The organism is Mesorhizobium sp. B2-5-3 (assembly GCF_006441005.1).
GTDB lineage: Bacteria > Pseudomonadota > Alphaproteobacteria > Rhizobiales > Rhizobiaceae > Mesorhizobium.
Window position 1 is genome coordinate 388,567 of the sequence record NZ_VFUS01000006.1, and the last position, 19,499, is coordinate 408,065.

At 61.0% G+C, this 19,499-nt stretch carries 20 protein-coding genes; 13 read left to right on the plus strand and 7 right to left on the minus strand.

Annotated elements, in window-relative coordinates:
• Positions 1-49: 49 nt before the first annotated feature.
• Together FJ867_RS17090 and FJ867_RS17095 are read right to left on the minus strand one after the other, a co-directional pair.
• Positions 50-1,171, minus strand: coding sequence for a substrate-binding domain-containing protein (locus FJ867_RS17090; RefSeq protein ID WP_140499310.1), 1,122 nt, complete (start codon positions 1,169-1,171; stop codon positions 50-52).
• 40 nt (positions 1,172-1,211) lie between these two features.
• On the minus strand, positions 1,212-2,039 hold the full coding sequence (locus FJ867_RS17095) for a sugar phosphate isomerase/epimerase family protein (protein WP_140499312.1): 828 nt from the start codon (positions 2,037-2,039) through the stop codon (positions 1,212-1,214).
• A 314-nt stretch (positions 2,040-2,353) separates the two neighbouring features.
• Between FJ867_RS17095 and FJ867_RS17100 the strand changes: the two genes are divergently transcribed.
• Genes FJ867_RS17100 through FJ867_RS17110 form a run of 3 tightly spaced genes read left to right on the plus strand, consistent with a single transcriptional unit; the run spans position 2,354 to position 5,023 of the window.
• Entirely contained in the window at positions 2,354-3,727 is a 1,374-nt protein-coding gene (locus tag FJ867_RS17100) for an ROK family protein (RefSeq protein ID WP_224519041.1), read from the plus strand.
• A gap of 46 nt (positions 3,728-3,773) precedes the next feature.
• Positions 3,774-4,787, plus strand: coding sequence for a substrate-binding domain-containing protein (locus FJ867_RS17105; RefSeq protein ID WP_140499314.1), 1,014 nt, complete (start codon positions 3,774-3,776; stop codon positions 4,785-4,787).
• Positions 4,784-5,023 (plus strand): transporter substrate-binding domain-containing protein, encoded by a 240-nt coding sequence (locus FJ867_RS17110; protein ID WP_181167255.1) that lies wholly within the window; start codon positions 4,784-4,786, stop codon positions 5,021-5,023. The genes FJ867_RS17105 and FJ867_RS17110 overlap by 4 nt, the downstream gene beginning before the upstream one ends.
• A 247-nt stretch (positions 5,024-5,270) precedes the next feature.
• On the opposite strand, the gene FJ867_RS17115 is transcribed toward FJ867_RS17110, so the two are convergent.
• Both FJ867_RS17115 and rocF read right to left on the minus strand, forming a co-directional pair.
• Complete coding sequence (locus tag FJ867_RS17115) at positions 5,271-6,338, minus strand: ornithine cyclodeaminase (RefSeq protein ID WP_140671128.1); 1,068 nt, start codon at positions 6,336-6,338, stop codon at positions 5,271-5,273.
• A 3-nt stretch (positions 6,339-6,341) separates the two neighbouring features.
• The gene (gene rocF / locus FJ867_RS17120; protein WP_140499318.1) at positions 6,342-7,262 is read right to left on the minus strand and encodes an arginase; all 921 of its coding nucleotides are present in this window, start codon (positions 7,260-7,262) and stop codon (positions 6,342-6,344) included.
• 126 nt (positions 7,263-7,388) lie between these two features.
• Here rocF and FJ867_RS17125 point away from each other — a divergent pair, with 126 nt between their 5' ends.
• Positions 7,389-7,826, plus strand: coding sequence for an Lrp/AsnC family transcriptional regulator (locus FJ867_RS17125; protein WP_140499320.1), 438 nt, complete (start codon positions 7,389-7,391; stop codon positions 7,824-7,826).
• Between the two features lie 226 nt (positions 7,827-8,052).
• Here the strand turns inward: FJ867_RS17125 and FJ867_RS17130 are convergent, their stop codons facing one another.
• From FJ867_RS17130 to FJ867_RS17140, 3 genes are all read right to left on the minus strand, one after another.
• A complete protein-coding gene (locus tag FJ867_RS17130) occupies positions 8,053-9,381 on the minus strand; it encodes a cation diffusion facilitator family transporter (RefSeq protein WP_140584262.1) in 1,329 nt (442 codons plus the stop codon).
• A 10-nt stretch (positions 9,382-9,391) separates the two neighbouring features.
• Positions 9,392-9,673: a metal-sensing transcriptional repressor gene (locus tag FJ867_RS17135; RefSeq protein WP_140499324.1), complete on the minus strand. Its 282-nt coding sequence runs from the start codon at positions 9,671-9,673 to the stop codon at positions 9,392-9,394.
• 219 nt (positions 9,674-9,892) lie between these two features.
• On the minus strand, positions 9,893-10,963 hold the full coding sequence (locus FJ867_RS17140) for an NAD/NADP-dependent octopine/nopaline dehydrogenase family protein (protein ID WP_140521341.1): 1,071 nt from the start codon (positions 10,961-10,963) through the stop codon (positions 9,893-9,895).
• A 242-nt stretch (positions 10,964-11,205) separates the two neighbouring features.
• Here FJ867_RS17140 and FJ867_RS17145 point away from each other — a divergent pair, with 242 nt between their 5' ends.
• The 9 genes from FJ867_RS17145 to FJ867_RS17185 all read left to right on the plus strand — a co-directional run bounded on the left by FJ867_RS17145 (position 11,206) and on the right by FJ867_RS17185 (position 19,413).
• Positions 11,206-12,177: a LysR family transcriptional regulator gene (locus tag FJ867_RS17145; RefSeq protein ID WP_140499328.1), complete on the plus strand. Its 972-nt coding sequence runs from the start codon at positions 11,206-11,208 to the stop codon at positions 12,175-12,177.
• A complete protein-coding gene (locus tag FJ867_RS17150) occupies positions 12,174-13,643 on the plus strand; it encodes an NAD(P)/FAD-dependent oxidoreductase (protein WP_140565598.1) in 1,470 nt (489 codons plus the stop codon). Before FJ867_RS17145 ends, FJ867_RS17150 begins: the two co-directional genes overlap by 4 nt.
• Positions 13,640-14,122 (plus strand): hypothetical protein, encoded by a 483-nt coding sequence (locus tag FJ867_RS17155; protein WP_140517385.1) that lies wholly within the window; start codon positions 13,640-13,642, stop codon positions 14,120-14,122. The genes FJ867_RS17150 and FJ867_RS17155 overlap by 4 nt, the downstream gene beginning before the upstream one ends.
• Positions 14,119-14,682 (plus strand): peroxidase-related enzyme, encoded by a 564-nt coding sequence (locus tag FJ867_RS17160; protein ID WP_140559900.1) that lies wholly within the window; start codon positions 14,119-14,121, stop codon positions 14,680-14,682. Before FJ867_RS17155 ends, FJ867_RS17160 begins: the two co-directional genes overlap by 4 nt.
• A 57-nt stretch (positions 14,683-14,739) precedes the next feature.
• Entirely contained in the window at positions 14,740-15,480 is a 741-nt protein-coding gene (locus FJ867_RS17165; protein ID WP_140559957.1) for an amino acid ABC transporter ATP-binding protein, read from the plus strand.
• 24 nt (positions 15,481-15,504) lie between these two features.
• The gene (locus tag FJ867_RS17170) at positions 15,505-16,332 is read left to right on the plus strand and encodes a transporter substrate-binding domain-containing protein (RefSeq protein ID WP_140517391.1); all 828 of its coding nucleotides are present in this window, start codon (positions 15,505-15,507) and stop codon (positions 16,330-16,332) included.
• Positions 16,333-16,398: 66 nt separating this feature from the next.
• On the plus strand, positions 16,399-17,115 hold the full coding sequence (locus FJ867_RS17175; RefSeq protein ID WP_140499340.1) for an amino acid ABC transporter permease: 717 nt from the start codon (positions 16,399-16,401) through the stop codon (positions 17,113-17,115).
• 20 nt (positions 17,116-17,135) lie between these two features.
• Complete coding sequence (locus FJ867_RS17180; protein ID WP_140499342.1) at positions 17,136-17,828, plus strand: amino acid ABC transporter permease; 693 nt, start codon at positions 17,136-17,138, stop codon at positions 17,826-17,828.
• A gap of 292 nt (positions 17,829-18,120) precedes the next feature.
• A complete protein-coding gene (locus FJ867_RS17185; RefSeq protein WP_140817995.1) occupies positions 18,121-19,413 on the plus strand; it encodes a D-alanyl-D-alanine carboxypeptidase family protein in 1,293 nt (430 codons plus the stop codon).
• Positions 19,414-19,499: the final 86 nt, after the last annotated feature.

Consider the following 19,499-nt stretch of genomic DNA (forward strand, 5'->3'; position numbering starts at 1 on the left):
AATTGAGAAGAGGTGCGGCCGGCTGGGAGTGCGCCGGCCGCAGGGCGCGCTACATGCTGCCCTTGATCTTGTCGGTCGCCTCGGCGTGATAGACGGCTTTCCAACCCTCGAGCAGCGTGTCCTTGGTGACGGGCAGCGCCGGCAAGGCGACGAAGGCCGGAGCCTCCTTGCCGAGCAGACCGTAGCCTGCGAGCAGGGCTTCGGTGACGCCCTGGTCAAACGGACGCTGGGCGCCCAGGCCCTTCACGAAGCCCCCGCCCGCCATATTGATTGCGACGTTCTCGCCGAGGTCGCAGGTGGTGATGACAAGGTCGTCGCGACCAGCGGTGCGGGCCGCCGAGATGACGCCTTCGGCCGGCACGTCCCACACCGCCCAGATGCCGTTGATGGCAGGGTTGGAAGTGAGGATGGCCGATGCCGCCTTTTCGGCGTCGCCGGTGAAGTCCGGGCCGCCAATGCCTTGTTCGGCGACAATCTTGATATCGGGGTAGTTGTCGGCGATCGTCTTCTTAAAGCCATCATAACGCTGTTTGGTGACAAAGAAGTCGGCGGCGTGGAAGACCAGACCAATGTCGCCCTTGCCCCCCAGCGCCTTGGCCATCAGATGCGCTGCGGCGACGCCGTTGCCATAATTGTCGGCCGAGACTACGGAGACGTAATCCTTGCCCGCGACGAAGCCGGCCGGCACGTTGTCCATGAACACCAGCTTCACGCCCTTATCGGCAACTGCCCTGTACGCGGACGCCGTCGCCGACGGGTCGGTGGGGATCGAAACGATGATCTTGGGGTTCTGGGCCATCACAGTTTCGAGGTCGGCGACCTGCTTTTCCGGCTTGAATCCGGCATCGGTCGTGGCGATCACCTCGATGCCCATCTTGCCAAACTGGTCTTTGAGGCCGGCGATCTGCGCGCGTGACCAGTCATTGCCGCCATAGTGCATGACGATCGCCGCCGTCGCCTTCATGTCCTTGATCTTGGCCAGTTCCTCCTGCGTCAGATTGACGGACGCCGCCGACGCTGGAGCTTCGCCGTTCGGCCCCTTGGAGAGCACTGTCTTCTGCAGTTCGGCGAGTGCTGAATCGGGGTCGGCGAAAGCGGGAGCTGCGGTATAGAGGCTGGCGGCCAGCAATGCCGCCGTGAACGTCCCGGCTATTGTGTTGAAACGTGTCATTTGGGTCTCCTCCCTGATGACAGGCTTGGTACCTGTCGGTTCAACTCTGCTTCAAAGCGCTCTTCAGATATTTCATGCTGAGTTCCGCCCCTTGCTTGGGGTCTGGCCAGGCATCCAGCTCGGTTGCGATCCAGCCGGAAAATCCGGTGTCCTCGAGCGCCTGGATGATCGGCTCCATATCAAGGTCGCCGCGGTCGAGCGGCGTGAAGGCGAAGGGATCGCGCTGCCAGCCCTTCAAATGCACATAGCTGATGCGCTTGCTGAATTCGCGAATCTGCGCGGCCGGATCACCGCCAGCGGCTGCCAGATGCGCGGTGTCCGGACAGAAATCGATCGCGGTATGTTTGAAAATCTCGCGAACTTCGTCGGGACCTTCGACGATGGTCGACAGATGCGGGTGATAGTGCGCGCGCAAGCCCGCCTTGGCTGCGATGTCGATGACCTTGTCGAGCGCCGCGCCGAGGCGCTTGAAATCATCTGGCTGCCGGCCTTTGGCTCGCTTGGCGCCACCGCCGACGACCAGATGCTCGCCGCCGAGTTCGGCCACGGCAGCCGCTCCGCGTTCGATCCGCGCCAACTCCTCGCCAAGGATATCGTCGAAGATAAAGTTGGCACCGGAGTAGCCGGCCACGAGCACGACGCCGGACTGGTCCAAGGCAGCGCGCAGCGCGCCATTGCGTCCTTGATAGTCGAGGAGATTGCCGTCGAAGAGTTCTGTTCCGGTATATCCGGCCGATCCAATGTCGCGGATCGCCTGCTCCATGTCACCGAAGGTGCGATAGGTAAGCTGGGTGATCGAAGTGACGCCGACGGCGTTGCCACCGAGCGCACCCCAGCAATTGGCGTGATAGGCCAGTTTCACCGGCATCTCGTATCCTCCCTGCCTGTAGCCGATGCATCACCGCGCGCAGCGCGGGGCCGGCATCTTTGGCTGGAGAAGAATTCGGACAACGGACGTGCGACATCCTTCGCCTTCGCGAGGGCTGTCGACGTTAGGAGCCCTCCTCCGAGCCTGGCTGATACTTATGCCCGCCTTCCGCCGCTCGTCAATCATTAAAATGCAAAAGTCGGCATACTTTTGTTTGTAAAATACATAAGTTCCTGCTTGATCCGTAAATGAGGCCACGGTACCCATGGCTAACGGCGTGATGACCCTGAGCCGGCAGCGATAGAGATCGGGAGATGAGCCTCGGCAAGACTATGGACGAGCGCAGCGCCACAGACCCCGTACAGTCGGACCAACCGCGCCGCGCCGCCGGCCGGCCGCGTGCCAGCGAATCCGCGCATGGCAGCCTGGCCACGCTGCTCAACCTTATACGGACCGAGGCGGCAACGACCCGCCAGGAGCTAGAGAACCAGTCGGAACTGGGGCGCGCCGTCGTCACGGATCGTCTCGCCACGCTGCTTCGGCTAGGGCTGATAGAAGAAGGCGAACTCGGCCCGGCGATCGGCGGACGCGCACCACGCCATGTCCGCTTCCGGCCGCGCATTGGCATGATCCTGGCCGCCGTGCTCGATCATTCCTCGCTGGCAGTCGGTGTATCAGACCTGTCCGGCCGCCTGCTGGCCGAACATCACGAAGCGGTGGAACTGGCCGCAGGTCCCGAGCCGGTGGTCCAGCGGCTAGCAACGCTGTTTGCCTGGATGCTGGAAGAGCATGGCAGTGAGGCCAGCATCTGGGGCATCGGGCTGGCGGTGCCCGGAGCCGTTGAGAAATGCGATGATCAGCGGCTGTTCGCGCCGGCGCTGAATGCGTTCCAGAACTGGGATGGATTCCCTTTCGTCGAGCAGTTGGCCACGCTTGTCGGCGCGCCGGTATGGGTGCGAAGCGGCGTCCAGACGATGACGATGGGCGAACTGAAGTCCGGCAGCGGCCTCGCCGACATGATCTTCGTCAAGCTCGGCCGCTCGATCAGCGCCGGCGTGGTTTCGGAGGGAGCGTTGCACCGTGGCGCGCAGGGCGCTGCCGGCATGATCGGTCATACTTTCATCGAGGGCAGAAATCTCGAAGCTGTTGCCGGCAGCGAAGCGCTCGGACGCGAGGCCCGCCAGGCGGCCGAGAGCGGGAGCAGCCCCTATCTGGCCGAGATGCTTGCGCGCGCCGGCGAAGTGACGGTCACCGACGCTGGCCACGGCGCCCAATTGGGCGATCCGTTCTGTATCGACCTTCTCGGGCGTTGCGGCCGTGCGGTCGGCGAGGTACTGGCGCCATTGGCCAATCTGCTGAACCCGTCATTGATCGTACTCGGCGGCAGCGTGGCCCAGACCGGGGACATACTGTTGGCAGCCGTACGCGAGGCGGTCTATCGCCAGTCGCATCCGATCGTCACCCGCGACCTGCGCATCGTCCGTTCGCAGATGGGCGGCTCGGCCGGACTGGTCGGCGCCGCCCAAGTCGTTGCGGAAGCACTGTTCGATGCGAAATTTCTGCAGGGGTGGATTACGCTCGGTTCACCGCGTGAGCATCCGGAATTCAAGGATTTTCTCGCGCGGGCCGCACTCGGAACCAGCGCTCGCCCGGCAAAGCCACGGCCACCGGGAGGAGCGCTTGCATAGCATCGCCAAGTCGGCCGGGCCGCGTGAACCTGGGGAGGGTTGAGGAATGGCGATCACCGGCCTTGGGCCGCATGGCGAACGGGCGGTTCCAGCCGACCAGGTCGGGTTGTCGAATGCCGACGCCGATCTCGCCCGCAACCGGCGCTTCTCGGTCGCCATCGTTCTCCACACCACCAAGAGCGACTGGGCTAAGGAGGAATTGGCCGGGATCGTCACCACGCTTGGCCGCTACGGAGCGGCGGTGGTCGAGGTCGTCGACTGCGGCTTCGACATCGAGCGGCAAATTTCGGAACTGAAACGGCTGGCCGGCGAAGCCGTGGATGCGGTGGTCTCCATTCCAATCGGCAGCAACCGTGCCGCCGACGCGCATCGTGCAATATCGGCGGCCGGAAAGAAGCTGTTGCTGCTCGACAATGCCCCAACCGGCATGCTGCCCGGCAAGGATTACGTCAGCGTTGTTTCCAGCGACAATTTCGGTCTCGGTCAGATCGGCGCAGAACTCCTGGCGCCACATATACCACAGGGCGGAAAGGTCGGCGTTCTGGCCTATGGCATCGATTTCTTCGCGACGCATGAGCGCGAGATTGCTTTCCGAAAATGGATGGCTGCTCGACGTCCCGACCTGACGCTGGTTCGCGGCAAGTTTGCCGACGTGTCGCAAGCGAGAGCCGCGACCGCCGACTTGCTGCAGGCCAATCCGGAGCTCGCCGGACTGTTTGCCGTCTGGGACGTGCCGGCAATCGCTGCCGTCGCGGCGATCCGCGATGCGGGCAAGGCTATTCCGGTGACGACAGTCGACCTCGGCAACGACGTCGCCACGGACCTCGTTGGTGGAGGCCTGATCAAGGGCATCGCCGCGCAACTGCCTCACGATCAGGGCGTTGCTACGGGCATTGCCACAATTCTCGGCCTGCTCGAACGCCAGCCGCCGGCCTGGATCGCGCTTCCCGGGCTCAGTGTCACGGCCAGCAATGTAGTAGAAGCCTATCAAGTCGTCTGGCGCACACCAGCGCCCGCCGCCTTGCTAATGGCGCGCAAGCCACGAAACAGCCTGCCTTGACCGACAATGTCGTCTTCGCGAGGGACCGCGCGGCAAAGAGCAACGGCACGCTGATCACAAGCGGTCCGCGTCTCGTCGGCGCCATCATGGCGTCAAATGTTTGCCTGGGCATCCGCAAGCAGGAGCCCGAGCTTCAGGCGATCCTCAACAAGGCGCTCGGCGAGATGGCCGCGGACGGTACGCTCGCGCAGATGTCGAAGAAGTGGTTTGAAGTGGGCTTGAGCCCGAAGAGCTAAAACAATTCCAGGAAAAGTGTAGAGCGGTCTTCCCGGAAAAGCGTGTAGCGCTTTCCCTGGAGAATTGCATAAAAGTGATAGAGCGCTTCGTCATTTCCATCGAACGATGAACCGCTTTAGGATATCGAGCCGCGCGCCGCTCGGCGCCGCAGCTATTGCGAGGCGGACATTCGGCCGCAGGTTCTGCGAAAACTCAGCTGGATACGGCCGTGATCTGGGCGGCCTTGTCGGCAGGTTCTGCGAAAACTCAGCTGGATACGGCCGTGATCTGGGCGGCCTTGTCGGCGCGCAGCAGCATGCCGAAGAGGTCGCGTGGCTCATCCGGGTCCGCCAGCAGATCGAGCTCCTCGTAGAGGCCGGTGCGCTGAAGCTGGTCGCGGACGTAGCGCAGCGCGGAAAAGTCCTCGATCGCAAAGCCGACGGAATCGAACAAGGTGATCTGGCTGGCATCCCGGCGGCCGGCGGCCTTGCCGGTCATCACTTGCCACAACTCCGTCACGGGATGGTCCGGCTCGAGTTGCTGGACTTCACCCTCGATGCGCGACTGCGGCGGGTATTCGACGAATATGTCGGAGCGCAGCAGAATATCGCGATGCAATTCCGTCTTGCCGGGGCAATCGCCGCCGACGGCATTTATGTGCACGCCCGATCCGACCATGTTGTCCGTCAGGATGGTCGCGGAGCGTTTGTCGGCGGTGACCGTCGTGATGATGTGAGCCCCTTCCACCGCCTCCTGCGCCGAAGCGCAGATCGCGATGTCGAAATCGAACCCCGCAAGGTTTTTCGCGCACTTCAAGGATGCCGACCGATCGATGTCATAGAGGCGAAGCCTGTCGATGCCGAGCAGGGCCTTGAAGGCGATGGCCTGGAATTCCGACTGGGCGCCATTGCCGATGATTGCCATGCAGTCCGCCGCATTGGGAGCAAGGTATTTGGCCGCGACGGCCGACGTCGCCGCCGTGCGCAACGCGGTCAGGATGGTCATTTCCGAAAGCAGCATCGGATAGCCATTGCCGACATCGGCCATCACGCCGAACGCCGTCACGGTCTGGCGCCCGTCGCGCGTGTTTTTTGGATGACCGTTGACATACTTGAAGCCGTAGAGCTGTCCGTCGCTCGTAGGCATCAGTTCGATGACGCCGTCGATGCTGTGCGATGCGATGCGCGGGGTCTTGTCGAACAATTCCCAGCGTCGGAAATCCTCTTCGATATAGGCAGCGAGATCGATGAGAAAGCGATCGATGCCGACGGCAAGAACCAGCTTCATCATGTGATCGACGCTGACGAAGGGCACGATGTTCAGATGGGGGGTCACAGTTCAATAACTCCGTGTGGGACGGTCCATGATCCGCCGGCCCATCAGGCTCGCGGTCAGGTCCACGAGAAGGGTTGCGGTGCGGTTGCGTTCGTCGAGTGCGGGATTGAGCTCGACCAGGTCGAGGCTGGTGACGAGATGGCTGTCGTGCAACATCTCCATCACCAGATGAGCCTCGCGGAAGGTGGCGCCGCCCGGCACGGTGGTGCCCACAGCAGGCGCGATCGAAGGGTCGAGAAAATCGACATCGAGGCTGACATGCAGCATGCCGTTTTCGGCACTGACCCGCTCGAGAAAGGCGCGAAGCAGCGGGGCCATGCCGTATTCGTCAATCATCCGCATGTCGTGCACGGTGACGCCCGCCTTGCGTAGCGCTTCGCGCTCCGCCGGATCGACGCTGCGGATGCCCAGTGTGCAGATACGGGCCGGATCCACGCAAGCCGCCAGGCTGGGGAAGTAGCCTTCGAAGCCGGGTTGCCCGCTGGCATAAGCCAGCGGCACGCCATGCAAATTCCCGCTGGTCGTGGTGTCGAGCGTGTGAAAATCAGGATGTGCGTCGAGCCACAGCACGAACAGCGGGCGGCCGGCTTCCGCCGCCCGGCGGGCGATACCGGCCAGCGTGCCGGCGGAAATGCTGTGGTCGCCACCAAGGAAGATCGGCATGGCGCCGGCGCTGGCTGCATAGGCCGCCTCGGTAATCGCCGCCGTCCATGCGACGATTTCCGGCAGCGCCTTCAAGGCGGCATTGCCGTGGCTGATCGGGCGCAGATCGGCAGAGGCGACGGTGCCAAGGTCGGCCAGCGTATGCCCGAGTTCAGTGAGCGCTGCCGCCAGGCCTGCGGTACGCAGCGCACTAGGCCCCATCTCGCAACCCATCCGGCCCGAGCCGACCTGGATCGGTGCCCCGACGATCGTACAATGCATCCGTATTTCCCCGCGCGTTTTCTAGGCCTCATTGGAGCGCGGATAACTGGCAGGATGAACATATCAAATTGGCAAATTTGTCGAAATGGGCTATCAAAATGGAATGATTTGATTGCATTCTGAGCCATGGATCAGCTTGACGAACAGCTCATCACGCTTTTGCGGCATGACGCGCGGCGCAGCATCTCGGACCTTGCCATGGATGTCAGCGTCTCGCGGGCAACGGTCAGGTCTCGCATAGAGCGCCTTGAAAAAGCCGGTGCGATCATCGGTTATACCGTCATCCTGCGAGCCGATGCCGTCGACCAGCGTGTACGCGGCATCATGATGGTGGAAATCGAAGGGCATGCCGCCGATCGTGTGATCCGCGCTCTTGGCGGCTTCTCGGAGGTTTCGACGATCCATACCACCAACGGCCGCTGGGACCTGGTGATAGAACTGGGGACACAGACACTGACCGAATTCGACGCCGTGCTGCGGCGCATCCGCCTGATCCCCGGCATCACCGGCAGCGAGACCAGCCTGTTGTTGGCGACACCCCGGAGCACCAAGGCGCGGCTTTGATCGCTGTCTGCGAATAGCCTAGCTGGCCAAACCGGCAGTGCTGCTCCTGCACCGTTGTGCGGCGCAACCCTAAATGAGCTCGGACTTGGCCAACCTGTGGCAACCTCCAGCGGGGGCGGACCTTGCTGAGAAGAACAGAGCTGCGTGAGCGGCGAGATCTGTCATCGACCCGCGTCACGCGACACCGATTGAGCGAACGCGTCAAGTCGCGCAAGTCTGCCCCGTCCTAGTGTTGGTGGCCTTCCGGCTCAACCATCTTGAACGGCAGGACCTGTTGCTTGCCCTTAGAGGTCAGGATCAGCCTCGCCTCGAACTCGTGCGGCTCGGCGGGGGCGACGCTGCTTTCACGGCGGTGGTGATTGCCGGCGACAGGCCCGAGCGAAAGCGTCTCGGGACCTTCGGACCGGTCGATGATCACGGTCGCCCCCAGATCGTCGGCATGGCTGTCGATGGTGAGACGCAAGCGCTCGCCAGCGGGCGTATCGACGATTTCGAGCGTTCCCGTTGCCAGGTCGCTGACGACCTTGAAAGGCTCCGGCGCATGATCGGCGTGGGCCGAACCGCCCGCCACGGATCCGCCTTCGCCTTCCAGACGGATGTTCGCCTCCGAGAGCGCCGGCAGGTGGTCGAACAGCTCCCCTCTCAAAGCCTCCGCGATGCCGACCACATCCTTTGCGCTCGCTGTCTCGGCCACCTTGATGGCGATATCCGCATGCAGCCTGTGGCCGATCCAGCGCGCCCGCACCTGGGCGACCCGTTGGATGCCCCTCACATGTTCAGCCGCATGATGGATTTCCTCGACGATGCCCGGCTCGACGCCATCCAGCATGCGTGTCAGCACCGCCTTTGAGGACTGCCAGACGATGGCGAGGATAGCCACAGTGATCAAAAGGCCGATGATCGGGTCCGCGAGCGGGAAGCCTAGCCAGACGCCGGCCGCGCCAAGCACCACCGCAAGGCTGGTGAAGCCATCGGTGCGGGCGTGATAGCCGTCGGCGATCAGGGCCGCGCTGTTTATCTCGCGGCCGACGCGGATGCGGAATACCGCGACAGCCTCATTGCCCAGGAAACCGACGAGGCCGGCGGCGGCAACCCAGCCGAGGAAGCTGATGGCTTGGGGATGGATCAACCTGTCGATCGCCTCATAGCCGGCGACGATGGCACTGAAGAGGATAATCAGGACGATGATGATGCCGGCCAGGTCCTCGACCCGGCCAAGGCCGTAGGTGAAGGTCTTGCTGGGCTTGCGCCGCGCCAGCATGAAGGCGATCCACAGCGGGATGGCGGTGACCGCGTCGCCGACATTGTGGATGGTGTCGGCAAGCAGCGCCACGCTGCCCGAGAGGAATACGATGACCAGTTGCAGCACCGCTGTGAGGGCTAGCAGCACGAACGACCATTTGATCGCCCAGATGCCGCGTGTGGTCGTCGCGATTGTGGGATCGACCACGCCATGCGTGTGGCCGTGTCCGCCCTCGCCATGGTCATGGCCATGCCCGCCGAAGCCTTGAGCTGCCGGGCCGAAGCCGAACCAGCCGCGAATGCCGTCCATCATGGAGCGTGTCTCACAAGTATTTGGTGATGTCCTTGAATTCATCGATCGAGCGGCGCTGCTCACGCGGCAGCGGCCCCACGACATCTTCCAGGCAGTGGTTTAGGTGATCCTGGATGAGCGTCTTCTTGGCCTGGGAAACAGCCCTTTCGACGGCATGAAGCTGCTGGGCAATGTCAAGGCAAGGCCGGCCTGCTTCGATCATCTCAATAACGCCCCTCAGATGACCGTCGGCCCGCTTCAGCCGTTTGACGATGTCGGGATGGGTCTCGTGAATGTGGGGACGCTCTTTCATTCTGAAGTGCTATCCCCCCGGAGGGGATATTGTCAATTCAGGATGCTCGATTCCCCGCGGCGTCCCGAACGCTACTTTCGACGGTTGCATGGCTGGTTCTGGCGATCGCGGCGCCAGCGACATCGCCCTGACGCTGCGCACCACTGTTAAAATGCACCGACGCGATGACGTAGCGCGGCGCCCCTAAATGTGATCATGCCGTATCGGCTGCGGGCGCACTCAAAACCCCGTGCGGCAAAGGTTTTCAAGATCCGCCTTTGCTATTCCCTCGAGGCCGAGCGCGGGAAGAATATCGTTATCCCCCTTGAGATCGCGACCGTAAGCCGCCGATAATATCGAAACTCCAGACTCGTGGAGCGTCGCCGGTTTCTCGGTGATCTTACCCAACAATACGGTCGGCAGCAGTCCAAACGGAACATCCTCGAGAATGTAGCGGCTTTCGATTGTTGTCGGACCAAAGCCGCCACGGCCTTGACGATCCATCTCCTGGTTCATCTCCGAAACGGTTCCCTTCGGAACATGAAACGACAATGAAAAATGCTCCTGGACGGTGCGAACCGCGATACCAAAATGGGCCGCGATGGCTAGCCGTTCGGCATCCAGAGCCTCGATAAGGCGGCCAGCGGCAGGGGTGACGTTTCCCCCCTGGCTCCATTGCTCGGCTTTTTCCATGCGTGTCAGGTTGAGAAGGGCAATTCCCAAGTGGTTTTGCGGATTGAGGTTGCTGAGCGCGATCGCAAGCATGCCGTCGCGCTTGACGAAACGATCACCGAATAAGCTCGTGCAAAGTCCGTATCCTTCATCCTGAGCTTTGAAAGGCAGCGTCGCGACATCAAGCTTCTGGCGAATGGTGGTGACATGGACCTCGGTTGGCCCGAGTTGCCGCCCGGTCAACAGTGTTGTGCCCCACAGGACGATCGGCAAGCTGACCTTGCGCTCCGCCAACCGCCTGGAGAGATACAGTGCCCCGAACGAACAATGCGAACTGATGATGACCGGGATTCCATCGATCAGATGGGGGGCGGCAGCATCCATCACCATCCTGTGGCCGTAAGCCGGAAGTGCAATCACCACCACGTCCGCGTTGGCGATGGCATCCTTGCAATCCTTGGCGATGCGCACCGGTACCGTCGCCGCGATGTCCCCCGTCGCTTTCAACAATTCGCCGGTAGCCAACCCCTTGGTGCGCTGCCCCGACGGTGACCAAAGCATTGGCGAATGCCCCGATCCTGCCAAATAGGCGGCAAGGCCATAAGCAATTGCTCCGGCGCCCAGAATACTCACGCGCATAATATTCCTCCTGTCGCAGGCTTTGTGGTTCGAGAATCCTTGCCGCCGTCACCTGAATTCTTTTCTTCAGGAGGCTTCGCAAGCTGGAGCCGCGTCTGACGTCCCTGTCCGCCTCCGACCCGGATTCTGGCGCTGAGGCCGGCATATGCACAAAGCCCGTAACGAACATTCGTTTCCGCTTGACATATATCAAAAACGAATGAGACGATGTCAATCATACGGATTACGCATGTAGGAGAAACATGGAAACCCGGGACCTTCAGACCTTCCTTGCGGTTGCTGCCAGCGGCAGTATCACCAGGGCGGCTGACATGCTCGGGCGTTCCCAGCCTGCGGTGACGCGCACCATTCAGGAGCTCGAGGCCGAACTTGGCTTCGAATTGCTGCATCGGATCGGTCGACGGGTGCAGTTGTCTGAAGAAGGAGTCGCGTTCGAGGAGGAAGCACGACGCCTGCTGATGTCCTTCACCGAACTCGCAGCGCGGGCCAAGATGATCGCCGCCGGCAGAGGGCGAATCCTGCAGATCGTCACCACCTCCGCGATCGGCACCGGCTTGATCCCTACGGCCTTGGCTGAACTCCAAGGTGCCGAGCTTCCGCACGAGACGCATCTCGGGCAGTTCCTTCCCTCGACCGTCGCTCAGGAAGTGCGCAGCGGACGTGCCGAGGTCGGGTTTTCAAGCCTGCCGCTCGATACGCCCGGTCTGGATGTCCTGCGGCTCTATTCGGCGCCTGATGTTGCTGCCGTGCGGGAGGATGATCCGCTGGCCGAACTAGATGTCATACCGCTTTCCGCTTTTGCCGGCCGCCGCGTCGCCACGTTGCTCAACCCGCTGCGTTTCCAGTTGCATGTCTCCAAGGCGTTGGCGGCCAGGGGCATCGACACCGGGCCAGTAATCCGCACGAATACCGCCTATGGCGCGTTGCAGATCGTACGCCGGACTGGTGTTGCGGCTGTCATCGATCCCCTCACCGCCTATGGCGTGGGCTTGCCTGGGGTCGTCATCCGCCCGATCGACGTAACCGTCCTCTTTTATTGGGGTGTTGTGGCTGGCGAAAAACGCCCCCTTCGTCCAGTCGCGCAGGCGTTGGTGGATGCGGTCGAGGCGGTGGCTGAACGGTCGATCGTTGGCTTCAAGAAACTCGATCCGACCCTGGCCGGCCAATTGGTGGCCGATCCTGCCTCCGGCACAAATCACGGAACGGGAATATGAAGCACACCCCCAGTTCGCACCCCCCGAGAGGTCTTGCCGCGCTTGAAGCACAACTTGCTCAGGACCTCGATTTTCTCGAACTGCCTGCCAAGCCATGGGTTCCCGCGCGTTCGCGCGATGGCGTGCCGGTCCGTGACGTCGTTGTGATCGGCGCCGGCATGTGCGGACTTGCTGCCACCGCAAAGCTGGTGCTGACGGGGATAACCAATGTCGTCGCCTATGACGCGGCTCCGGCCGGCTTCGAAGGGCCATGGATAACGTTTGCCCGCATGCAAACGCTCCGGTCGCCGAAAACGCTGCACGGTCCGTCGCTCGGCCTGCCGCAACTCACATTCCGCGCCTGGTTCACGGCACAATGGGGCGTCGAGGCATGGCGGTCGCTGGACAAAATCCCCAAGGGCCAGTGGATGGACTACCTGGTCTGGTATCGGAACGTTCTTGGTCTGCCGGTGCGCAACAGCGTGCGCATGACAGGCGTTGCAGCCGTTGGCGATCTGATTGCGATCGATGTCGAGGGCGCGGAAACCGGCCGGGTTCTCACCCGTCGTCTCGTTCTAGCCACCGGTCGGTCCGGTCTCGGCGGTTTTGCCGTGCCCGATTTCCTCAGGGGCATCGATCGCTCCTATTGGGCCCATTCTGCCGACGATATCGATTTCGATGCACTGAAGGGCAAGCGTGTGGCGGTTATCGGCGCCGGTGCCTCTTCGATGGACAATGCCGCGACGGCGCTCGAGGCGGGCGCCGGTTCAGTCGACATGTTGATCCGGCGCAAGGAAATGCCGCGCATCAACAAGCTGACCGGAATCGGCAGCCAGGGTGTCATCCTCGGCATGTATCATTTGCCTGACGCCTGGAAGTGGAGATTCTTCGACTACACCGCCTCGACCCAGACGCCGCCGCCGCGTTCATCGACGCTTCGCGTGTCTCGTCATGCGAATGCCCGCTTCTTTCTCGACTGCGGCGTGGTCGCGGTAAAGGAAGATGCCGGAGGCCTTCTGGTCGAAACCACGCAAGGACCGGTGCGCTACGATTTCATGATCGCTGCGACCGGCTTTTCAAATGACTTCAGTGGTCGCCCGGAATTCGCTGCCCTCGCCCCACACATTCGCACCTGGTCGGATGGTCGATATACGCCGGACATGGGGCCGCCGCGCGCAGGCATGTTGGAGGCACCGGATCTCGGCCCCGCCTTCGAATTCCGCGAGCGCGTCCCCGGTTCCTGCCCGATGCTGGCGCATGTCCACTGCTTCAACGACGCCGCCATGCTGACCCATGGCAAGGTCTCCGGCGATATCCCGGCCGTCAGCGCCGGTGCCGACCGTCTGGTCCGCGGCATTGCCGCGTCGCTGTTCGCCGAAGACGTCGAAACCCACTTCGCCAATCTGATCGCCTATGACACCCCGGAGCTTCTGGGCGACGAATGGGTCGATTCAACACCCTTGTTGCATAAGGAGGCCGCACTGTGATCGACGCAATGGACAAGGCTGCGGGTCTTTCACCGGACGATGCCCTTTTCGCTGCACGGCGGTTTCGGCCCGAATTCGTGCGAGGGGCCGAGGAATGTCGCCTCTCCGTCCTGCAGCCGGCAAACGATCAGGGGCTGGCGCCGAATTTGCGGGTCGCTCTGGCCCGTCGCATGGCAGCTCTGAACGCCGATCCTGTCCTGATGGCCGAATATGACGTGCAACTGGCTCAGCTTGGTCCCACGGAGCAGCTTCTGTCCTTGGCCTGGGGGGAAACGGGTTTGAATGAACCCCTGGCGACCATCGCCCGACATGTTGACCTGATCACCCTGACGCCGAAAAAGGCGGAGGCGAGCCACATTGCCCTGCTCGCCCAAGCCGGATTGAACAATCCCCAGATCGTTGCGCTCTCCGAATTGATTGCCTTCATCAACTTCCAGACCCGGGTCGCGACCGGCTTGCGATTGATGAGGCGGGCATGATTTCCTCGGTGCGCCTGAAGCCGCTGAATTGGCATCCCTATATCGCACCGGTCGAGCTATCGGAGGCAACGCCGGAACAGCTCGAAGCGATGAAGGTTACGCCGTCGGCCAAGAAAGTTTCGGAATATGTGCGCACCCTTGTGCATGATCCCGAGAGCTATCTTGCCCGCACGGTGTTGTTCAACGCGATCATGTACGTCGAGGGCGGGCTTGCCCGTCCCGACCGCGAGCTTGGCGCATTGGGTGCCTCGATCGTCAATGGCTGCAAATTCTGTGCCGTCGTTCACGCCCGCCGGCATGCAGAGCTGACCAAGAGCGATGAAGTGGTCACCGCGCTGTATCTCGACAAACCTGAAAAGCTCGGGTCGCGCGATGCGGCAATCTACAACTTTGCCCGCCGCCTGTCGGCGGCGCCGTCGGAAGCGACGGCAGACGACGTCGCCTCGCTGCGATCAGTCGGCATGAATGATGCCGAGATCATCGACCTCGTCCACGCCATAGCGATCTTCGGCTGGGCAAACCGGCTGATGCATGTCCTGGGCCATGCGGAGAGCGAGTGATGACGTCGCATACGGTCAAGCCAGTCCGTCCCACACTTTCCGAAGGGCCAACCAGCAATGCTTGAACTCAAAGATATAAAGCTGTCTTACGGAAGCACGCAGGTCCTGAACGGCGTCAATCTCTCGGTAAAGCGGGGTGACGTGGTGTCGATCATCGGCCCCAGCGGCACCGGCAAGACCACGCTGCTGAAATGCATCAACTATCTGGCCAAGCCGTCGTCAGGAACCATCGCGTTCGATCAGATTCGGATGGATTACCAGCGTGCCGACAAGGCCGCTGTCCAGGCGATCCGGTTGAGGACCGCGATGGTCTTTCAGCAGTTCAACGTCTTCAAGAACATGACGGTCCTCCAGAACGTGATGGATCCGCTCGTTGTGGTGCAGCGCAAATCCAGGGAAGAGGCGCAGGAAATCGCGCTCAGAGAGCTCGATCGGGTCGGTCTCTCGTCGAAGCGAGACAGCTATCCATCCCAGCTCTCGGGCGGCCAGCTCCAGCGCACCGGCATCGCACGCGCGCTGGCGGTGCGTCCTGACGTCATCCTCTTCGATGAGCCTACGTCGTCGCTGGACCCTGAACTTGTCGGTGAAGTTTTGAAGGTGATCAAGGATGTCACGTCGTCAGGGATCACGTCGCTGCTTGTGACCCACGAGATGCAATTCGCAAAGAACATCTCGAACCGGATCGTCTTCATGGACCGTGGCGTGGTTGCCGCCGACGGCAGTCCGGCTGAAATCTTCGACGCGCCTTCCAGTCCACGACTGGCTCAATTCCTGCAGTCAGAACTCGCTTTTCAATAGCTCAACAAGTAGGGAACCCAAGAAATGTCTGCAATCACATCCGGTTTTTCCCGCCGCTATGTCCTGGCCGTCGCTGGTGGCATCGCAATTACCCTCGCAACCGCTGGGATCAGCTATGGTCAGGCCGTCCGGACGGTCAAGATCGCGACGTCTGCCGAGTCCAAGCCGCTGGCCTGGGGCGCGATCGGCGTCGAACCGCAAGGCTATGAGCCCGATCTTCTGAGGGCGATCAATGCGAAGCTGCCGCAGTACAAGTTCGAAATGGAAGGTGTCTCCGACATCGCCCAGGAAACCGGCCTTGCCACCGGGAAGTACGACATCGCCGTAGGTGGCTACTACAAGTCGCCCGAGCGAGAGAAGCAATTCATCATTCCAGAGAACCCGATGGGCGCCAGTCTGATGAAAATCTACAGCAAGAAAGACAGCGGCATAAAGGAAATGAAGGACCTGGTCGGCAAGAGGATCGTTCCGACCACGGCAGGTGGCGGAACCTACAAGTTCATCATGAACTGGCAGAAAGAGAATCCGCAATATAAGCTCGACGTCACGGCATCGAGCGCCGGGATCCCCTACCCGAACCGCCTGGATGAAGTTCAGAACGGCAAGTTCGACGCATTGGTTCTACCGTCTAACCTCGGTGAGCAGGCGGTCATCGACAACAAGAAGCTCGATATCGTCGCATCCGATCCGGTCTACAGCAACAACACGTACATGCTGATTCACCGGTCAGCGGAAAACAAGATCCTGGCCGAGGACGTCAACAAGGTGCTCAAGGAACTGAAGGACGACGGCACGATCGACAAGCTCTCGCAGAAGTGGTTCGGCGAGGACATCGTGAAATACATGAAGTAACAAGGCGTCCTCAGCTGCATCTGGACAGCCGGCGTTGAGGCAGAACTGCAAGAAGGAGTGTTCCAAGTGGACGTTTCTGCTATGATTCCCGAGTTGCTCTCGGCGTTGCCGCTGACGCTGGCCATCACTTTTACGGCCCTCATTGCTGGGTTCTGCCTAGCTCTCCTTGCGACAACACTCCGGGTCCGCAGGGTGCCAGTGATCAGTCACCTGGCGGATCTCTACGTATCCTATGCCCGGAGTGTTCCCGTCGTCCTCCAATTGTTCGTTGCGTTTTACGGGCTTCCCTTGCTGGTAATCCTGTTCGGCTCCGAAGATTTTTTCTCGCCGACGATCGCTGCGATGGTGGCATTGAGCTTTTATCACGGCGGCTACCTGTCAGAAGTCCTGCGACCTGCATATCTGGCCGTCGATCGCGGCCAGCATGATGCGGCAGACAGTCTTGGATATACCTTTCGCCAGAAAATCACGCGGGTCATCGGGCCACAAGCAGTGCACTTCGCATTGCCGGGCTACGGGAACTCCGTCATCTACCTGATCCATAACGTTGCGCTGGTGATGTACATCGGGGCGGCGGATGTCATGGCGACCGCGCATTTGATCATGGAGCGCGACTATAATCAGTACCAGTTCGAAACCTATCTCGTGCTGGCGGTCATCTATTCGGTGATGTGCCTGATCGCATGGCTCATCGTCCGCTTCTTCGAGCTTCGTTCCCCGATGCAGGCACCGGAGGCTACGACATCTGCTCAGATCAAGAACACACTGATCGCGAGCGTGTGACCTAACAAGGGTATTTGACCATGTTTGAGACCGATATCCTGCTCCAGGACTCGCGGGAAATTCTGGGCGCCGTACCCGTAACGCTTGCAATGGCCCTCACGATCTTCGTGCTCTCGACGATGGTCGGCAGCCTGTTTGCGCTTGTGGAATATAGACGGATTCCCGCACTGCGAGAGCTCGTCATGGCCTACAAGGTCGTCTTCAAGGGCGTTCCGATGGTGATCGTGATCTTCCTCGCCTATTTCGGTCTTCCCCCCGCGCTTCAGTTTCTGTTTTCATTGGTTGGCATAGACTTCAACGCCCACCAAACGCCCAATTGGGTTATCCTTGTCATTGCGGTGACCGGCTGTGTCGCCGCGTTCCAGGCCGAGATTATCAAAGGAGCCCTCAACGCCTTTGACACCGGTCAGGCAGACGCAGCCTATTCGCTTGGCTATACAAGGGGCCAATTGTTTCGACGGGTGCTATTTCCCCAGGTCGCCCTGACAGCAATTCCCGATCTGACAACCTCGATGATGGTTATCATGAAGGCGCTTTCACTCGGATTCGCCATCGAGGTTGTCGATATCTTCGCGCAATCACAACTGACCGCCGCGTTGAATTTCTACTATCTCGAAGCCTTCGTGATTGCCGTCGTGATCTACATGGTGATTGCCTATATCGTCACACAGATCGCCGACAGGATGGAGCAAGCGCTTAGGGTACGGACCTGAGGATGTGGAATAGAATCTTCTAGCAAGATCGACTTGTCTTCCGCGGAAGCATCCTGGTAGTCGATGCCGCAATCGATGCGCGCCTCGAGCCGTGCGGCGTTCCGCGAACCGTCACGGCGGCCGACCTTATCTGGTGCGGAATCGAGGGATAGAGCCGAGACAATTTGAGGCCTCTCGTTAAGAATGCGATAACCAATTGGTAACGGTGCCTGCCTAGCTTCGTGATCCGATGGCCGGCTCGCCCGGCCACATTTTACACGGAGCGGCGACGGGCGGGCGGATGTATCTGGTAATGGAGAAGCTTGTCGCCTTCCCGGCGTCATTGTTGAAATTCGCCTTGAGGATCTCGGTCGTCATCGTGTTTTGCGCCGCCTCTGCTTCCGCCGTGCAGGCCAATTCCAGATTTTCAGGCATTGTCATCGATGCCAAGACAGGCAAGACCCTCTACAGAGATCATGCGGACGCTCCGCGCTATCCAGCGTCTCTCACCAAGATGATGACGCTCTACCTCATCTTCGACGCGCTCGAGAGCGGCAGGATCTCGAAAGGCACGGCGATACCGGTGTCGGCCAATGCCGCCAACGAGGCTCCCTCCAAACTCGGACTGAAGCAGGGTCAAACGATCACCGTCGAACAGGTCATATTGGCGCTGGTAACGAAGTCCGCCAACGATGCCGCGACGGCCATTGGCGAGTTCCTCGGCGGGTCGGAGGTCGGCTTTGCACGTCTCATGACGCAAAAAGCACGACAGTTGGGAATGACCTCCACCACGTTCAGGAACGCTAACGGACTGCCCGACACAGCCCAGAAGACCACGGCGCGCGACATGGCACGCCTTGGCCTGGCGCTCAGGGATCATCACCCTGGCTATTATTCCTACTTCAACACCCGATCCTTCAAATACAAAGGTCGGCGCTTCGGCAATCACAACCATCTGCTCGGCCGGGTGAAGGGCGTGGATGGGATCAAAACGGGATACACGAATGCCTCGGGCTTCAACCTGGTTTCTTCCGTCGAGGCGCAGGGCCGCAGCATCGTCGCGGTGGTGATGGGCGGACATACGGTCAGGAGCCGAGATGCACGCATGAAGCGTCTCATCAGCCGCTATCTGGCTAAGGCTTCCTACGGTCCGGACCGGTTCAGGATCGATCGTGGCGGAGAAAGCGCATTGGTCGCCTCCGCGGCTTCGAACGCATCGGTGCCCACTCCGACGTGGAAGCCGGCCCAGGTGGCCGATTCCCGAGCCGCTTTCGCCGCTGAGGCGATGGGCGATGTGTCCAGGGAGCAGGCCTTGTCTGCCGATGCCATCGATCCGATCAGCACCGCTTCCACCCAAGAAGGTCAATGGATCATCCAGATTGGATCGATGCCAAGCAAGGCCGCAGCTCGTGAAATCCTTTCACTCGCGGCTCGCAAAGCGCCAAAACTGCTTTCGAACACTTCTGCTTTTACCGAGGCCTTCGAAAAAGATGGCGATGTGTACTACCGCGCCCGATATGGCGGCTTCGATAACAAGTCGGAAGCGTGGCGCGCTTGCGGGCGACTGGCGCTCAAAAAAATCGATTGCTACGCGCTCACTCGGTAGGTGGGATCGAACGCCCATGCGAACGCTGCAACTCGCCTCTCCCGACGTTGTCTCACCAGGACCACGCGGCAATATCGAAAGATGTC

What these genes read in the sequence shown, in the direction of transcription:
- FJ867_RS17090 (WP_140499310.1), bottom strand. Translation starts at nt 1,171, where the DNA reads ATGACACGTTTCAACACAATAGCCGGGACGTTCACGGCGGCATTGCTG.
- FJ867_RS17095 (WP_140499312.1), bottom strand. Translation starts at nt 2,039, where the DNA reads ATGCCGGTGAAACTGGCCTATCACGCCAATTGCTGGGGTGCGCTCGGT.
- FJ867_RS17100 (WP_224519041.1), top strand. Translation starts at nt 2,354, where the DNA reads ATGAGCCTCGGCAAGACTATGGACGAGCGCAGCGCCACAGACCCCGTA.
- FJ867_RS17105 (WP_140499314.1), top strand. Translation starts at nt 3,774, where the DNA reads ATGGCGATCACCGGCCTTGGGCCGCATGGCGAACGGGCGGTTCCAGCC.
- rocF (WP_140499318.1), bottom strand. Translation starts at nt 7,262, where the DNA reads ATGCATTGTACGATCGTCGGGGCACCGATCCAGGTCGGCTCGGGCCGG.
- FJ867_RS17125 (WP_140499320.1), top strand. Translation starts at nt 7,389, where the DNA reads ATGGATCAGCTTGACGAACAGCTCATCACGCTTTTGCGGCATGACGCG.
- FJ867_RS17130 (WP_140584262.1), bottom strand. Translation starts at nt 9,381, where the DNA reads ATGATGGACGGCATTCGCGGCTGGTTCGGCTTCGGCCCGGCAGCTCAA.
- FJ867_RS17135 (WP_140499324.1), bottom strand. Translation starts at nt 9,673, where the DNA reads ATGAAAGAGCGTCCCCACATTCACGAGACCCATCCCGACATCGTCAAA.
- FJ867_RS17140 (WP_140521341.1), bottom strand. Translation starts at nt 10,963, where the DNA reads ATGCGCGTGAGTATTCTGGGCGCCGGAGCAATTGCTTATGGCCTTGCC.
- FJ867_RS17145 (WP_140499328.1), top strand. Translation starts at nt 11,206, where the DNA reads ATGGAAACCCGGGACCTTCAGACCTTCCTTGCGGTTGCTGCCAGCGGC.
- FJ867_RS17150 (WP_140565598.1), top strand. Translation starts at nt 12,174, where the DNA reads ATGAAGCACACCCCCAGTTCGCACCCCCCGAGAGGTCTTGCCGCGCTT.
- FJ867_RS17160 (WP_140559900.1), top strand. Translation starts at nt 14,119, where the DNA reads ATGATTTCCTCGGTGCGCCTGAAGCCGCTGAATTGGCATCCCTATATC.
- FJ867_RS17165 (WP_140559957.1), top strand. Translation starts at nt 14,740, where the DNA reads ATGCTTGAACTCAAAGATATAAAGCTGTCTTACGGAAGCACGCAGGTC.
- FJ867_RS17170 (WP_140517391.1), top strand. Translation starts at nt 15,505, where the DNA reads ATGTCTGCAATCACATCCGGTTTTTCCCGCCGCTATGTCCTGGCCGTC.
- FJ867_RS17180 (WP_140499342.1), top strand. Translation starts at nt 17,136, where the DNA reads ATGTTTGAGACCGATATCCTGCTCCAGGACTCGCGGGAAATTCTGGGC.
- FJ867_RS17185 (WP_140817995.1), top strand. Translation starts at nt 18,121, where the DNA reads ATGGAGAAGCTTGTCGCCTTCCCGGCGTCATTGTTGAAATTCGCCTTG.